The following is a 15450-nucleotide window of genomic DNA, read 5'->3' as shown; positions in this document are numbered from 1 at the left end:
ACTTATTCTTTACTTAACAACCTCTCAATCTCTTCCAGCGACCTGCCCTTCGTTTCCGGCACCTTCGCCCTCACAAAGAGAAAATACGCCAGACAGATCACGGCATGGATCAAAAAGGTGACCGACAAGCCGAAATACTGGTTCATGACAGGGAATAAGGATGTAGTAAAGAAATTGGCAGTCCATAACGCCAGCGTAGCGATCGCCAGGGCATGGCCCCGGATGCGGTTGGGGAAAATCTCGGATAACGCTACCCAGGTTACAGGCCCCAGCGTCGCCGAGTAAACGGCTATAAAGACCAGGACAAAGATCAATACCCAAATACCGGGCAGTTCCAGGTAAAATGCCGCCGACAAAGCAAGTGCGTCTGCAAAAAGCAGGAAAGCACCGTACAGAAGCAGTTTCTTTCTGCCTAAGCGATCGATGCTCCCAATTGCTATAAAGGTGAAAATGAAATTGATCACCCCGATGATAATAGACTGCAAAAATGCCGAATCCTGCGCCATGCCTGCTTTTTTAAACAATTCCGGAGCATAAGAGAAGAGTGAGTTCTGCCCCACCGCCTGCGAAAAAACGGCGATCATGATACCAATGAATACAATATGCCAGACGTCCCTTTTGAACAGATCGGAAACGGCGACAGTGTTTTTTTGTAAAAAGCTCAACTCGATCTGGGCAGCCTCGGCGGCGGCATAACCGGAGCCCCCGATCCGTTCGAGAATCCCGTTTGCTTCGCTGCCCCGGCCTTTGCCAATGAGCCAGCGGGGGCTTTCGGACACAAAGAACAAACCCAAAAAGAAGAGCAGAGATGGCACCGATTGCGAAGAAAACATCCAGCGCCAGTTATTTTCGCCGGTATCCAGCAGCAGGTAATTGGACAAATAGGCAAGCAAAATCCCGGTTACAATGGATAGCTGGTAAAAAGATACCATTCTTCCCCGCATCGCTGCCGGGGAAATTTCAGCTACATACATCGGACAAACCAGCGCGGCAGCGCCGACCGCGACGCCACTGAGCATTCTGAAAACGACAAACAAAGGAAACGAACCCGCCCAGCCCGTGCCAGCGCCGGTCAGTGCAAACAATACGGCGCAAAGCATCAGCAACTTTTTACGCCCGAGCGTTTCGCTGAGGCTGCCCCCGATAACCGCACCGATCGCAGCGCCCAGGTTAATACAGCCCACAGCCCAGCCCGTTTCGAATTCATTCAGTTGAAAATGATCGGCAAAAAAAGAAACCGTCCCGGAGATGATGACCAGGTCGAAGCCAAACAAAACACCTCCCAGCGCCGCAATGGTGCTGATCAGATATACGTAACCTTTGTTCATTTCAGCGACACATCCGCCTCCTTGCTCAGGAAATCGGCAGCTTCTTCGGCAAGCCCTGCAGCATCCCAGGTTAGCAGTGCTTCATCTGGAACCACGTCGATGGGGGTAACACTTGCGGAGGATGACGACGATTCGTTATAGCCCACATTGGTCGAGCGGTTGTAGCAGGAGATCATCGACCAACGCGGACGCTCCGACAAGTTCGCCTCCGAACGGTGCAGGATATTGCTGTGAAAGAACAGGACGTCGCCTGCTTTCAGCTCCACATAAACACGCTCCATGGTTTTCAGCGCCAGATCCACATAGCGCTGCGACGCGCCTACCTGTTCACCGGAGAACCCGTGTTCGACACGGCCCATTTTGTGAGACCCCTTAATGACCTGGAGACAACCATTTTCTTCATTGGCATCGGTGATCGCGAACATCACCGACATCATCTGGTCTGGCAGCAGGAATTCATTTTTATACCAATAACCATAGTCCTGATGCCATTCCCAGGCGCCTCCTACCTTCGGTTCTTTTTGCATAAGCTTGGAATGGTAGTGACAAACAGAATGCTCTACATCGCCTGGCTGGCGTTCGAGCAGCTGATCAACGGAGGCTACCAGCGTTTCGCCGCGTGTAAGCAGGCCGTACACATCATTGCCCGGCTTATACCACAGCGACAGTTTGCTGCGCTTTCCGGTACTGTCGTTCACGTTGATCGCATGTTTGCTAACGGCGATGTCATCCATCGCAATGGCATATAGCCTGGCTACTTCATCCGCATCGTAAAAACCGCTGACGATCAGGTAACCATCCTCGTGGTACCGCCTGATCTGTTCAGGGCTTAAGATCTTTTTAGACATGTTTTAAAAATTAAAGGTTTAGGATATAGTCATACAACTTTGGATCGAGTTGTACTTTAACAATTCAAAATTCAGCTATTCCGTGAAATATCAACTGAACAATTTTATTGTAAACATGGATTATTTTACCTTTGAAATTCTCAGCCAGTTTTAGCCCAGCCCATCATCCCATGAGGAAAAGCAGAGGTTTCGAAGGAGAATTGATCATTGAAATACCCAAAATGGCGATCGCCCACAGTGAAGAGCTGCCATTGATACGGTCGCTTTATCTTTCCCGTATGGGCTTTTATCCCAAGGCATTGCATCATTACTACCAGCGCCCTTCTGGAATCAACCAGGTGATACTGCTCTACTGCACGGATGGCAAAGGCTGGATCCGGCTCCGGGAGGAAAATATCCAGATACACGCCGGGGAGATATTCCTTATTCCCACCGGTATTCCGCATGCCTATGGGGCCGATGCCAAAAACCCATGGAGTATCTACTGGCTGCATATCAACGGAAATCATGCCGATGATGCCGCGTATTCGATCATTCACCACGAACATGATACCTGGCGTGCTGCCCAGGCAGGGTTTTCGGAAGAACGCAACGCTCTGTTCAAACAGATCGCGACGACGCTCCTGAAAGGTTATAGCGCCGCCAATCTTTTGACGGCAAACCTGTCGCTGCCCTATTACCTGGCTACCTTTATTGCACCTGAGAATTTCAATCGCGGCAACAGCGTCATACACCAGGAAAACGCCACGGACAGGGCGGTCCGGTTTATGCAGGAGAATTTGTCACATACGGTCACACTGGACAATATTGCCCGTTCGGCACATTTGTCGGTATCCTTTTTCTCAAGAAAATTCAAACAGGATACCGGTTACGCCCCTATCGAATATTTCAACCATCTCCGGATACAGAAAGCCTGCCAGCTGCTCCATTTCAGCGATCTTCGGATCAATGAAGTGGCTTCACGGATCGGGATCGACGACCCTTTTTATTTTTCAAGGTTGTTCAAGCAGCAGATGGGCATTTCCCCTGTCAGCTACCGCAAAAACAAAGGGACAGATATGCATTGACCGTCTGTCAGAAACGGTCCCGCTTCCACTTCACAGTTACCGCAGACCCTTCCGCCAGCAGCACCGAATGCGGTTCAACGCCGTTTAAAAAGGCGAAATCCTTACCATACATTGTTTCAAAATTGCAGTTGATCTCGTAACTGCTTACCTGGTTCACGTCCCACCGCGGATGTTGTACCTGATATTCTTCGGAGGTATTCCCGTCGACCCGGGTATAGCCATAATAATGCTCGAAGATAAATTCTTCGATGGTCCCCGAGTTCATCGGTCTTTTTTCCAGGCCTGCTTCGACATAAATACTTTTCCATTCCCGATCGTTGCTCCACTGGTATTTCACCCGCTTGGTCTTTTCCTCCACGGCCCATTGGTGGGTTGTGGGCACCGCAACATAATGTTCCTTATACAGAAAATTGGCGACCCAGGCAACAAAACGGTTGGGAACGGTTTCGTTGACAAACACGACGCCGCGCCGCACTTCGCCGCCCACTTTCCGGATCACATAAAAGCGCAGGTTGATTTCTTCAAAAGTCCCCAGAACAGGAACGGGCACCCCGAAAATCCGTGTATCCCGGAACAAGAAACCAACCAGGCTGACAAAGGTTTTGCCGTCGTGAAAATCCAGCTCGGTACCTTTCGGGAGGTAGGGCAAAAGTACTTCCGGCTCAATGACATAATTGGCCATGATCAGGTTCTCCCACTTTGCCTTTAAAAAATTTGTCATGATGCTCGTTTAAAGCAATATAACCCTTTCGGCCGCAACTTCGGACAACATAACTGCATTTAAATTCCTGCAATCCCGCCTAAACATACCCTAAACCACTACCTCCCAGCCCTTTGCATATTCCCTGGACCACAGTTTCATGGCTTCTTTATCGTCCAGGATATGCCCATTGGACGGATCGCACTTCAGGGCGCGTCCCACGCGGTAAGCGATGTTGCCCAATTGCGGAAGCAAAGTCGATTTATGGCCTTCTAAAATCGGCGCATTGATTTTTTCCCTTCCCCTGATCGCCTCGCAAAAGTTGATCAGGTGTAGGCCATCCAGCTTTTCGAGCGGGCTGACGGTATTGGTGGCGTCAAAAGGTGTGTCGTCCTTTACTTCCGAGATCAGCTTATTGGCCGGATCAAAAACCTGGTAACTATTGGCGCCAGGATACACGATAGTGCCTTTGTCGCCATAGAAAATCACGCCCCGGCCGCTGCCTTCGGAGTTATAGCCATTGCAGCTCCGGCCTTCCCAGGTGCACGCTGTGTTGTTTCCAAAATTATAGGTAATGGTTTGCGTATCAGGCGTTTCCCAATCGTCCTGGAAGTGAAACCTTCCCCCTGCCGAGACTACCTGCGTAGGATAGTCCACGCCCAGTCCCCAGCGGATCACGTCGAGTTCGTGGGTGCCGTTGTTGAGTGCCTCCCCGGTACCCCAGTTCCAGAACCAGTGCCAGTTGTAATGCACCAGGTTATCCCGGTAGTCGCGCCGGGGCGCTGGTCCTTGCCAGAGATCGAAGTCAAGGTTTTGTGGCACTGCTGCCACCGAGCCCTTGCCAATGGACTTACGGCTGTTGACATACCACCCTCTGGCAAAATAAACCCTCCCTATCTCCCCGCCGTGGAGCTTGGCGATCATGCCCTTGACATGACTGAAAGTCCGGCGCTGGCTGCCCATCTGCACCAGCTTTTTATATTTGTCAGCCGCCTCAACCAGCAATTCGCCTTCTCTCGGATTGTGGCTGCAGGGTTTCTCCACGTATACGTTCTTTCCGGCCTGCAAAGCCATAATAGCCGCGGGCGCATGCCAGTGGTCGGGGGCAGCGATTGCCATTCCGTCGAAATCCTTTTTTTCCAGCATCCTGCGGACATCGCTGAAACCTTGCGGCCGTTTCCCCGAGATTTTTTCAATATCGGCGATGGTCCGTTCCAGGACTTTCGAGTCGGGATCGCAGATATATGCAATTTCTACATGGGGTATATTCGCGAAGGTTTTGGCCAGAAAGGCACCCCGGCTATTCGTTCCCATAATGCCGAGTACCACCTTTTCATTCGGTTTTCCCCGAAAAGCATAGAGGTTGGAAGTGGTCAGCAAGCCTGCGCCGGCTACGGCTGTTGCTTTGATGAAATCCCTGCGGTTTTGCATAAATTCAATGTTTTGATGATTTGGACCACAAACTCTGATACCTCCGCGGTTACCCCATCTGCCTGGTTCAGGATTGTTTACCGCAAAACCGGGAACGATGCACCAGAGAGGCCCCACTGCAAAATGATCTAAGTTCATTCTGCCTGAAACCTACTATCAAAAGCAACCAAAAACGCTTCCCCTTCACGGGCAAGCGTTGGAAAAAATCGGAAGGAACAGGCGGGTTGGCTCAATAAGTCAATTTCCGGATCAGGTTTTCCCGCTGCTGCCGGCCGATGCCAAGTTCATCCTTAATAAATGAGTCCATACTGCCATATTTTTGATCAATGGCGGCGAAAGTGGCATCGATAAAGCTTTCATCGACCGTCATAAAAACCTCGATCGCTTTCAGGTCCATCTTCGGTTTGATCACTTTGGCGAGCCTGGCCTTACCCAGCATTTTCTCGGTGCGGGGCCTGCGATAATAATTCGATAACAGGTACTCGTTCTCGATGGTAGCCCTGTCGACATCCAGGATCGACAAAATCAAAGCTGAAACAATACCCGTACGGTCTTTTCCTGCCGAGCAATGGTAAAGCACAGGCTCTTTTGATTCCATGATCTGCCGGATAATGCCTTTCAGAGAGCCTACGTTGACGGTTACGGCGTCTTCATAAAATTGAATTGTCTTCTCCCTGGCCTGCTGTTCAGATATTTCGCCGCGCAGCACCTTCTCCCGCAATTTGGCAATTTCACCTTCCTGATCCTGAACGGTCGGCGTATGCAGATACGTCACGTTCGGAGGCAGGTGGTCTTCCTTACCCTTGATCTCATGATCCGTGCGCAGGTCGTACACAGTGGCAATGTGCAGACCATTGAATTCGCCGAACTCGTTAGTGCCCAGCCTGGACAGGTTGTCCGACCGGTAGATCATACCCAGCCGAACCGTCCTGCCATCTTTAGTTTTCACCCCGCCCAAGTCCCTGAAATTAGCGGCCCTTTTGAAATCGATGTGCCTTTTGGGCAGCAACGAGGTATCTACGCGGCCTGCGAGACTGGCGTAAGCCGCTTTGCCATCGTGCTGCTCCTGCACACTAACTTTGCAGGAATTGAGCGCCATCCCTGATACAGCGCAAAACAATAAGATCTTCGATAAGCAAAGCGCGGTTTGCACTTTGCCCTGACATTCATTTTTTTTCATTGTATTGTAAAAAATATCGGCTTATCCTTTCCCGGGCCATCCTCAGTTGCTCACCGCCGTCAAGCATGCGCTCAGGTATATTTCGTGTTAACGAAGATCAAACCGTTTTCATCCCAAAACGCCGATTTTACCGGTTCATACGCCCGTAATAACAGTTTAACCCAATCAGGATTGCCCAATAGGGCGCTTTAAACCAGTTTTGTGACCATTCCCGCACGACATTGACAAGTCGGGATGAGCAAACTGTTTACCTATTTTTTAGACAAAAAAGAAGAAAGTGAAAGCACTGAAATTGATCGGCACAATCCTGGCCGGGCTCTTGATCCTGATTGGAGCGGCGATGGTTTACGTAAAAACAGCCCTTCCGGACACCGGACCTGCCCCCGACATCAAAATTGAAAGGACAGCCGCCAGGATCGAGCGCGGAAAATACCTGGCCAACCATGTAACTGTATGTATGGACTGCCACAGCACTCGCGACTGGTCGAAATACGCAGGACCGATCGCGGGGGGATTTGGTGCTGGCGGCGAGACCTTTAACCAGGAAATGGGTTTTCCAGGCAAATTTTTCGCCCCCAATATCACACCTTATAAGCTGGCCGACTGGACCGACGGTGAAATTTTCCGCGCGGTCACCACGGGGGTCAGCAAAGACGGGAAAGCCCTGTTCCCGGTGATGGGTTACCACCGTTTTGGCCAGATGGACCAGGAAGATATCTACGCAATCATTTCCTACATCCGGGAGCTCCCGCCGGTGAGGAAGGATATCCCTGCATCGGAGCCCGATTTTCCAGTCAACTTAATCATCAATACCATGCCCCGCGACGCTGCTTTCACCAAAATCCCCTCGGAAGCAGACCAGATAGCCTATGGCAAATACCTGGTTACCGCCACAGGCTGCGTGGATTGCCACAGCAGGACCGAAAAAGGAAGCGTGATACCCGGAACAGAATTGGGCGGAGGTATGGAGTTCAGCGGCCCCAACGGTATTTTACGTTCCCCCAACATCACGATGCACCAGGAAACCGGGATCGGCAGCTGGACTAAAGAAGCGTTCGTGCGCCGTTTCAAAATTTACACCGACAGCGCCTATGTTTCTCCCAAAGTACCTGCTGGTGCTTACAACACACCTATGCCCTGGACAATGTACGGAGGTATGAAAGAGAAAGACCTCGAAGCCATTTTCGCCTACCTGAATAGCGTAAAACCCATTGATCACCGCGTCGTCAGGTTTGAAAGAAAAGCACCCCGGTAAGTTCTGCGCCAATAAAAAACGGAAGGCCGCACCACGGTAACTACCGGCAAACGACATTTCATTGTAGTTTTGGTAAGGAGAGGGGCATTGTTCCTCTTCTTCTTCATTTGACGCCAATTCAAAAAAGACAGTCAGAATGAAAAGAGCGGAATTGATCAATCACCTGGGTCTTATCACAATGAGCTTACCTTCTGTTCACCTATCCTCCGAAATTTCTTTGAAAGAACAGGCCAGCATACGGCTGATCCGACACGCGACGCTATGGGTAGAGATCAATGGTCTGAAACTATTGGTTGATCCGATGCTTTCTCCAAAGGAAGCGATGGATCCGGTCGGAAATGCCGAAAATGCTTTTCGGATCCCCATGGTGGGCCTGCCATTAAATGGGGCTGAACTTGCCAGTCTTTTGAAAAAAGTGGATGCCGTATTGGTCACCCACACACACCGTGACCATTGGGATCAGGAAGCGATCAGGCTGATCGATAAGGATAAACCCGTTTTCTGTCAGCCGCAGGACGAGGAACTGATCCTTCAGCAAGGTTTCGAAAAGGTTACCCCGGTCGCGAACAGGCACAATTGGGAAGGGCTAACGATTTACCGGACCGAGGGACAACACGGCACGGGCGAGATTGGCAAAGCAATGGGACACGTTTCTGGATTTGTACTGCAATACGGCGAGCATACCATTTACATCGCCGGTGATACCATTTGGTGTGACGAAGTTCGAACGGCGCTTCTGAAATACAAGCCAAAACACACGGTGGTAAATGCAGGCGGCGCCCGCTTCCTGACGGGCGGCCCGATCACCATGACGCCTGACGATGTGAAAGAAGTGTGCAATGCCGCTCCCGAAACCAGGGTAATTGCCGTGCATATGGACACCGTGAACCATTGTCTCATAACCAGAACGCTGCTCCGGGAAGCGATCAAAGAAAAAAACCTGCTGTCCAGGATCACCATTCCGGCAGATGGCGAAGTAGTGGCTTGTTAGTGTGCCCCCCTAGCCCTTGTCCTCCCCCTTCGGCGCACTTAGTGCCCGGTACTCCTTGGGTGACATTTTATTAATTTTCTTAAAACAGCGGTTGAAATACGATATGTTGGCATAACCGCTTTCGAGGGCGATCTGGGTCACCGGCAGGTCCGACTGCTGCAGGAGCTTACTGGCAAAGCCAACGCGGACTTCGTTCAGGAAGTCCGAGAAAGTGCGATTGGTGAGCGTCTTAAAAAACCGGCAAAAGGAATGGATCTGAAGGCCCGCTACGGAGGCTGCTTGCTGTAATGTAATTTCTTCTTTGAAATTCTGCTGGATATAATGCATCAGCTTGTGTACCCGTCCCGGTGCCTGCCCCGCATACACCGAAAGCGGATTAGGGACATTCAGCCAGACGAGGTCCTGAGGGTCCAGCAGATGATGCAGGATTTGCGTGAAAGAAGCCAGCAAAGTGATGTTTTTCTGGCTGGGCATCTGCTGTAAAATGTCCGTGATCAATGCCTTTTTTGCACCGCAGATGCTGATCCCCCGCTCCGATTCCTTAAAAAAATGCCGCAATTCCTTGGTATCGATCAACCCGTCCAGGTTTTCGCTTACAGCCTCGGGATTGATATACAGCGCCACCGAAACCGCGTCTTTACCCCTGTAATCCGGGTCGGATTTGCTATACCAGACGTGCGGCACGTTGGGGCCTACGAACGTCAGGTCGCCCTCTTCAAAATGCTCGATGGAGTCGCCAATGATGCGTGTCCCTGAGCCCGAAAGCACATAAACCAGCTGGCACTCTGTATGAAAATGAAAATCCTTCGAAAAGTAAGGCCGTATGATCTTCTTGACCAGAAACGGCTTGCGGGCCTGGGCGAAGTCGGGCAACAACGTATAGGTGGCTTTCATGATGGAATGGGCCTGGCGTAGAACGGAAATGCACGTGCAAACATAGTACTATAAAATATCAACCTGAAATCAACTTACTGGATTTACCAGCAATAAATTTGTACAATATCTCTAACAGCCTTACAGTCGTGGAGACCTACGAGGAGCGACTTTTGCGGTAAAAGAGATCAAATGGGTGCATATACTTGGTTTAATGCACATTATAATTCGATTAAAATAAAATAGAAGTAAGGAGACCGGGCCAGACCTGACCGTTGGCCACACTAATAGCATATTGACATTAATAGAGCGAATGCAGATCACATCGATTGAAATAAAGGACAAACGGTTCGACCTCTCAAACGGGGTCGGTTCAGACGCGACACATACCACACCTCAATATGCCTATGCTGTCTGCTGCCTGAAAACCGGCACATCGGTGACCGGCACCGGCCTGGCCTTCACGCTCGGTGTCGGTACCGACCTGGTATGCAAAGCCATTGAATATCTCTCCGGGCCATTGATTGGCCGGGAGATCGGGGAACTGATGAGCGATTTCGGGACCGTGTACCGTAAGATGGTCGATTCGCCTTCATTCAGATGGCTCGGACCACACAAGGGCGTCGTTCACCTGGCATTGGCGGCGATTGTGAATGCCTGTTATGACCTCTGGGCAAAATCACGCCAGGTCCCCTTATGGAAATTGCTCCTGGACCTTACCCCGGAGCAACTGGTGAACACCCTGGACCTGAGCTATCTGGAAGAAGTACTTACACGGGACCAGGCAATTGCATTGCTGACAGAACACTTAGCGACCAGGGAGGCACGGAAAGTCGTTTTGTCGACCGGTTACAAAGGATATGACACCTCGGTAGGCTGGTTCAACTTCTCGGATGAGAAAATAGTAGCCAATACCAAAAAGGCAATGGACAGCGGATTCACCGCATTGAAATTGAAAGTAGGCTCCGACGACCCGCTACGCGATATTCGCCGGGCAGGCCTGATCAGGAGCACAGCCGGGGACGACGCGACGATCATGGTCGACGCAAACCAGAAGTGGAACGTCCCTGAGGCATTGGACATCTGTAAGCGGCTGGGCGAAATCAACCCGTTCTGGATCGAAGAACCGACGCATCCCGACGATGTGTTCGGCCATCAGACCATTGCCCGCGCGATTGCACCGCTCAAAATCGCGACAGGCGAGCATATCCCTAACAAAGTGATTTTCAAAAATTTTCTCCAAGCCAAGGCCATGGATTTTTGCCAGGTCGACGCAGTGAGGGTTGGCGGCGTTTCCGAGTTTCTGACCATCAGCCTGCTTTCCAAAAGCATGGGTATTCCCGTCGTCCCGCATGTGGGCGATATGGGACAGATCCACCAGCACCTGGTGTTGTTCAATCACATCGGCATAGGTCACGAACATTTGTTTTTAGAACATATACCACATTTGAAACAATATTTTGTAAATCCGGCAGAGATCGTTGACGCTTACTACCAGGTACCCCAAATACCCGGAAGCAGCAGTGACCTGAAGGATTAAGGCTTGATAACAAATACCTTTTTGAGCATATGAGCGTGTTGGCAAATAAAATCATCTTCCTGACAGGCGGTGCCGCCGGCATTGGTAAAGCCTGCGCGAAGGCTTACATCAAGGCCGGGGCCAAAGTGGTGGTGATGGACGCTGACGAAAATGCGCTGAAGGATCTGTTCCGTGAATTCAGCGGCGAAGAACTTTTCATTTTCGCCGGGGACGTACGCTCGGAAAACAAGGTAAAAGAAGCTTTCGAGAAGACGATCGAAGCATTTGGCAAAATAGACGTCATCCACAACAATGCTGGCATTGCAAACCCATCCAGGCCATTGGACCAAACCTCGGAAGAAGAATGGGACAACCTGTTTGCCGTCAACCTCAAAAGCGTGTTCTGGACCACCAGGTACGGCATTGCATATTTGAAACAAACCAAAGGCTGCATCCTCAATACCAGTAGCATGGTGGGCGAAATAGGCCAGGATAACCACGCGGCGTACGTCGCGACAAAGGGAGGAATGAGCGCGCTTACCAAAGCAATGGCCCTCGATTATGCGCCGTTCGGCATCCGCGTCAATGCCGTTTGCCCGGCGGGCGTTTGGACGCCGATGCTCAGAAAATGGTCTGCCGAGCAGCCGAATACAGGAGAAATCGAGCAATACCTCGACCACATCCATGCATTGGGTTACTGTCCGGAGGGCGATGTGATTGCCGATGTGGCCGTATTCCTGATTTCCGACGCGGCGCGGTTCGTAACGGGGTGCGTCATGCCCGTAAGTGGTGGCGCGGAACTAGGATATAAAAAATGATACGACAATGGCGGTAAAAAGAACCTGCATGGCCCTGGACCTGACGGACGAGCCAAACCTCATCTCGGAATACGAACATTACCACAGCCCGCAAGGTATCTGGCCCGAAATTCCGGTGGGGATCAGAGAGGCCGGGATTGTTGACATGCAGATCTACCGCGTTGGGACCCGGCTTTTTATGATCGTCGATTATGCTGAAACGACAAGCCTGAAAGAAGCCTTCGAAAAAATGGGCACGATGCCCCGGCAATCTGAATGGGCATTACTCATGGCTGAATTCCAGAAAAAATTGCCCGAAGCCAGGCCCGGGGAGCATTGGGCAGAGATGGAACCGGTGTTTTTACTAAACGACCATATCCAATGAAAAACAGCAAGGCAGTGGTGGTACCGTTACTGGTCGTGATGAGCCTGATGTTCATTTGGAACCTCAGCCGGAATATCAATGATATCCTGATCCCGCATTTGAAAAGGGCGTGCCAGTTAACTGATTTCCAATCGTCTCTGGTGCAGTCGGCGTTCTTTGGCGGCTACTTTTTGCTGGCGTTGCCAGTCGGGCAGTTTATCAGCAGATATGGTTACAAAGCGGGAATGGTAACCGGGCTGCTGACCGCGGCCGCAGGTGCATTTTTGTTCTTTCCGGCAGCCAATACACGTTATTATCCGTTGTTTCTGGCGGCACTTTTTATCATGGCCGCCGGCTTTACATTCCTGGAAGTGACTGCGACACCTTACATATCGGTACTGGGCGATCCTGACCGTGCCTCGAGCAGACTCAGCCTGGCATCGGCTGTGGGGTCACTGGGGGCGACCATCGGGCCGTTGATCGGCAGCCGGTTTTTGCTCCATGCCACAGAGGTATCTGCTTCAACGGTAGCACATTTCAATGCCCCAGAAATGGATCAATACCTCAATGCAGAAGCCCAGCTTGTGAAAATACCTTATCTGAGCCTGGGTGGCCTTTTTGTAGTGATTGGCTTGCTGTTGTATTTGATTAAACTCCCGAAAATTCAGGAAGACGGTGGATCCGCTCGTAACCTGAGGTCTGTGCTCAAATTCAGGCATACCGTACTGGGCGCTTTGGGCGTGTTTTGTTATCTCGGTGCCGAAGTGGGTATTGTGAGCTTTATGATCCGCTATGCCAAATCCTCGGGCATTGCCGGGCTTACGGAGCAGCATGCCGCTTTGTTTATCACGTTTTATATGGCGCTGGTACTGATCGGCAGGCTTGCGGGAGCTTATTGGCTGCGCAGCCTGAACCCTTCTAAAATGCTGGCGGCGTGTGCGCTTGCGGCAATGGGCCTGATCTTTGTCTCCATACTGAGCACCGGCTATATCTCCATTTACGCGCTGTCGTTCATTGGTCTTTTCACTTCTGTCATGTATCCGATCCTTTTTACGCTCAGTATCAAAGATCTTGGCATTTATACCAAAACAGGCTCGTCCCTGATCATCATGAGCATTGTAGGCGGGGCTGTGATACCGCCGCTGATGGGCCTGCTTTCGGATTCTTATGGGATCAAACCCGCCTTTGCCGTTCCGGTAATCTGCTATGCATACCTGGTATATTACGCCGGGACAGGCCATAAGGTTACCCGTGAAGAGACCGGTTTACAATCGGAAAATATCAATTTCAACAGCCCAGTTTTATGAAAAGGTTTATCCTCACTTTGCTTCTTATCGTCTCCTTTTTTCGTGCTTTCCCGCAAAAGGAAATGCCGCATGGAATGCCGCATGGAATGCCGCTGGCTGACAGGCTGAAATGGTGGCAGGATGCTAAAATGGGCTTATTCATACATTGGGGGCCGGTTTCTTTGATCGGAAAAGAAATCAGCTGGTCGCGCAAGGATTATGGGGCGGCAAAATACGACTCCCTCTACAGACGGTTTAACCCCAAACAGTTCGATGCAAAGGAATGGGTGGCACTGGCGAAAGCTTCGGGCATGAAATACATGGTACTTACCGCCAAACACCACGACGGCTTTTGTTTGTTTGAAACCAAAACGACGGATTACAACATCATGCACACGCCGTTCGGGCGTGATGTGTGCAAAGAACTGGCCCAGGCCGCACACGAAGCCAACATGCCGATCTGCTGGTATTTCTCGGTTGCCGACTGGAAAGACCCCGACTGCCGCGATCCCAAAACGAACGGTGTTTTCGCCGACAGGGTGTTGGAGCAGGTAAAGGAACTATTGACCAACTACGGCAAGATCAGTCTGCTGTGGATTGACTTTGAAGGCTGGCCCAGCCCGGTTGCGCCCAAAAGCGTATTTGACCTCGCCCGCGGCTTGCAGCCTGAAATCATTATCAACAACCGGCTCGAACCATTCACCCCGGACGAATCGCACGGCTATGTAGGGCAATACGCCGATTACGCCACGCCCGAAGGGTTTGTAGCGGGTTACGGACAAACCGCATGGGAAACCTGTACGAATATGGGCCACCAATGGGCCTGGAAATTCAACGACCACCCGCGCAGCCTCAAAGAATCCGTGCACACTTTGCTTCGCTGCGTCGGCGGGAACGGCAATTTACTCTTCAACATCGGCCCCGACAGTTCTGGTGTTTTCCCTGCGGACTTTGCGGCCAGGGCGCGCGAAATGGGTAGCTGGATTGCAAAAAACGAGCAGGCGATTTACAATACCCGGGGCGGGATCTACACGCCAGCCCAGGATTACGTGAGTTCTTTCCGGGGCAACAAAGTGTACGTTCACCTGTTAAATGGCTCAAAAACCGAACTTACCCTGCCCGTTGTTTCTGCCAGGGTAAAAAGCGCAGCGCTGTTGAACGGGGGAAAGGTCAGCTTCTCCCAAACCAGTAAAGAGCTGAAAATCAACTTCCCCAGGGATCAGATCGATTCCATTGCGACCATCGCGGTTTTGACCATAGATAGGCCTGTTTCCGGACTCGCGCCCATCATACCATTCTCCACTTCCGGTTCAATGGCGTACGGAAAAAAAGCCACGGCGTCCAGCTCGGTCGGGCAGTTTTACCACGATCCGGCGGCGGCATTTGATGATAATCCCAGAACAAGCTGGAAGATCGGGCGGAGGAAGGACATTGATGTGGACAAGATCTACGGTAAAAATATCCATTACCTGTCCGAAGATGTGCTGGCGCTTTACGAACCTTCCGGCTGGCTGGAAGTGGACCTCGGAAAGCCGCAGCTGGTGGGCAAAATCAAGCTGGGGGAATCGAAATACAATGATTCGGAGATCAAGAAATTCAAGGTGGAGTATCTCTCCGGCCGCAACTGGGTAAGTCTGGCAGAAGGCGACAAAATGGGCGATTGGGACAAAGAAATCAAACCGGTCACTGCGCAGAAGTTCAGGCTGGTGATCAGCGATTACCATCGGTATTTCGGTGTGAACGAGTTCGAACTGTTCCCACCCGGCCAGTGAGCGGCTTTTAAAAAACGGTTTTAATCCCATTTAAATGAT

At 51.1% G+C, this 15450-nt stretch carries 14 protein-coding genes; 8 read left to right on the top strand and 6 right to left on the bottom strand.

Going from position 1 to position 15450, the window contains the following annotated elements; all coding sequences use genetic code 11:
- Nucleotides 1–2 precede the first annotated feature (2 nt).
- Both AC1XUF_RS01785 and AC1XUF_RS01780 read right to left on the bottom strand, forming a co-directional pair.
- Nucleotides 3–1328: a sugar porter family MFS transporter gene (locus AC1XUF_RS01785; RefSeq protein WP_483339891.1), complete on the bottom strand. Its 1326-nt coding sequence runs from the start codon at nucleotides 1326–1328 to the stop codon at nucleotides 3–5.
- Nucleotides 1325–2176 (bottom strand): phytanoyl-CoA dioxygenase family protein, encoded by an 852-nt coding sequence (locus AC1XUF_RS01780; RefSeq protein WP_483339889.1) that lies wholly within the window; start codon nucleotides 2174–2176, stop codon nucleotides 1325–1327. The genes AC1XUF_RS01785 and AC1XUF_RS01780 overlap by 4 nt, the downstream gene beginning before the upstream one ends.
- A gap of 170 nt (nucleotides 2177–2346) precedes the next feature.
- Here AC1XUF_RS01780 and AC1XUF_RS01775 point away from each other — a divergent pair, with 170 nt between their 5' ends.
- Entirely contained in the window at nucleotides 2347–3243 is an 897-nt protein-coding gene (locus AC1XUF_RS01775) for an AraC family transcriptional regulator (protein ID WP_483339887.1), read from the top strand.
- A gap of 7 nt (nucleotides 3244–3250) precedes the next feature.
- On the opposite strand, the gene AC1XUF_RS01770 is transcribed toward AC1XUF_RS01775, so the two are convergent.
- From AC1XUF_RS01770 to AC1XUF_RS01760, 3 genes are all read right to left on the bottom strand, one after another.
- Nucleotides 3251–3964: a YqjF family protein gene (locus tag AC1XUF_RS01770; RefSeq protein WP_483339885.1), complete on the bottom strand. Its 714-nt coding sequence runs from the start codon at nucleotides 3962–3964 to the stop codon at nucleotides 3251–3253.
- Between the two features lie 90 nt (nucleotides 3965–4054).
- The gene (locus AC1XUF_RS01765; RefSeq protein ID WP_483339884.1) at nucleotides 4055–5374 is read right to left on the bottom strand and encodes a Gfo/Idh/MocA family oxidoreductase; all 1320 of its coding nucleotides are present in this window, start codon (nucleotides 5372–5374) and stop codon (nucleotides 4055–4057) included.
- Nucleotides 5375–5603: 229 nt separating this feature from the next.
- A complete protein-coding gene (locus tag AC1XUF_RS01760; protein WP_483339883.1) occupies nucleotides 5604–6554 on the bottom strand; it encodes a tyrosine-protein phosphatase in 951 nt (316 codons plus the stop codon).
- A gap of 277 nt (nucleotides 6555–6831) precedes the next feature.
- Here AC1XUF_RS01760 and AC1XUF_RS01755 point away from each other — a divergent pair, with 277 nt between their 5' ends.
- A complete protein-coding gene (locus tag AC1XUF_RS01755) occupies nucleotides 6832–7809 on the top strand; it encodes a c-type cytochrome (RefSeq protein WP_483339881.1) in 978 nt (325 codons plus the stop codon).
- Between the two features lie 136 nt (nucleotides 7810–7945).
- Nucleotides 7946–8800: an MBL fold metallo-hydrolase gene (locus tag AC1XUF_RS01750; protein WP_483339879.1), complete on the top strand. Its 855-nt coding sequence runs from the start codon at nucleotides 7946–7948 to the stop codon at nucleotides 8798–8800.
- A gap of 9 nt (nucleotides 8801–8809) precedes the next feature.
- Here AC1XUF_RS01750 and AC1XUF_RS01745 read toward each other — a convergent pair whose 3' ends face one another.
- Nucleotides 8810–9694, bottom strand: coding sequence for a helix-turn-helix domain-containing protein (locus tag AC1XUF_RS01745; RefSeq protein WP_483339877.1), 885 nt, complete (start codon nucleotides 9692–9694; stop codon nucleotides 8810–8812).
- A 292-nt stretch (nucleotides 9695–9986) separates the two neighbouring features.
- On the opposite strand from AC1XUF_RS01745, the gene AC1XUF_RS01740 reads away from it, so the two are divergent.
- From AC1XUF_RS01740 to AC1XUF_RS01720, 5 genes are read left to right on the top strand one after another with little or no spacing between them, the layout of a single operon-like run.
- On the top strand, nucleotides 9987–11213 hold the full coding sequence (locus tag AC1XUF_RS01740) for an enolase C-terminal domain-like protein (RefSeq protein ID WP_483339875.1): 1227 nt from the start codon (nucleotides 9987–9989) through the stop codon (nucleotides 11211–11213).
- A gap of 29 nt (nucleotides 11214–11242) precedes the next feature.
- Nucleotides 11243–12010, top strand: coding sequence for an SDR family NAD(P)-dependent oxidoreductase (locus tag AC1XUF_RS01735; protein ID WP_483339874.1), 768 nt, complete (start codon nucleotides 11243–11245; stop codon nucleotides 12008–12010).
- Between the two features lie 7 nt (nucleotides 12011–12017).
- Entirely contained in the window at nucleotides 12018–12374 is a 357-nt protein-coding gene (locus tag AC1XUF_RS01730; RefSeq protein WP_483339872.1) for an L-rhamnose mutarotase, read from the top strand.
- Nucleotides 12371–13660, top strand: a complete 1290-nt coding sequence (gene fucP / locus AC1XUF_RS01725; RefSeq protein ID WP_483339871.1) for an L-fucose:H+ symporter permease — start codon at nucleotides 12371–12373, stop codon at nucleotides 13658–13660. Before AC1XUF_RS01730 ends, fucP begins: the two co-directional genes overlap by 4 nt.
- Entirely contained in the window at nucleotides 13657–15411 is a 1755-nt protein-coding gene (locus AC1XUF_RS01720; protein WP_483339870.1) for an alpha-L-fucosidase, read from the top strand. The genes fucP and AC1XUF_RS01720 overlap by 4 nt, the downstream gene beginning before the upstream one ends.
- Nucleotides 15412–15450 lie beyond the last annotated feature (39 nt).

The organism is Dyadobacter sp. HNCC25DJ185 (assembly GCF_056895195.1).
This window is presented reverse-complemented; position numbering and strand designations above follow the sequence as displayed.

Coding starts and splice junctions, on each gene's coding strand:
- AC1XUF_RS01780 (WP_483339889.1), bottom strand. CDS start 2,176: ATGTCTAAAAAGATCTTAAGCCCTGAACAGATCAGGCGGTACCACGAG.
- AC1XUF_RS01720 (WP_483339870.1), top strand. CDS start 13,657: ATGAAAAGGTTTATCCTCACTTTGCTTCTTATCGTCTCCTTTTTTCGT.
- AC1XUF_RS01730 (WP_483339872.1), top strand. CDS start 12,018: ATGGCGGTAAAAAGAACCTGCATGGCCCTGGACCTGACGGACGAGCCA.
- AC1XUF_RS01745 (WP_483339877.1), bottom strand. CDS start 9,694: ATGAAAGCCACCTATACGTTGTTGCCCGACTTCGCCCAGGCCCGCAAG.
- AC1XUF_RS01770 (WP_483339885.1), bottom strand. CDS start 3,964: ATGACAAATTTTTTAAAGGCAAAGTGGGAGAACCTGATCATGGCCAAT.
- AC1XUF_RS01750 (WP_483339879.1), top strand. CDS start 7,946: ATGAAAAGAGCGGAATTGATCAATCACCTGGGTCTTATCACAATGAGC.
- AC1XUF_RS01740 (WP_483339875.1), top strand. CDS start 9,987: ATGCAGATCACATCGATTGAAATAAAGGACAAACGGTTCGACCTCTCA.
- AC1XUF_RS01735 (WP_483339874.1), top strand. CDS start 11,243: ATGAGCGTGTTGGCAAATAAAATCATCTTCCTGACAGGCGGTGCCGCC.
- AC1XUF_RS01775 (WP_483339887.1), top strand. CDS start 2,347: ATGAGGAAAAGCAGAGGTTTCGAAGGAGAATTGATCATTGAAATACCC.
- AC1XUF_RS01760 (WP_483339883.1), bottom strand. CDS start 6,554: ATGAAAAAAAATGAATGTCAGGGCAAAGTGCAAACCGCGCTTTGCTTA.
- fucP (WP_483339871.1), top strand. CDS start 12,371: ATGAAAAACAGCAAGGCAGTGGTGGTACCGTTACTGGTCGTGATGAGC.
- AC1XUF_RS01785 (WP_483339891.1), bottom strand. CDS start 1,328: ATGAACAAAGGTTACGTATATCTGATCAGCACCATTGCGGCGCTGGGA.
- AC1XUF_RS01765 (WP_483339884.1), bottom strand. CDS start 5,374: ATGCAAAACCGCAGGGATTTCATCAAAGCAACAGCCGTAGCCGGCGCA.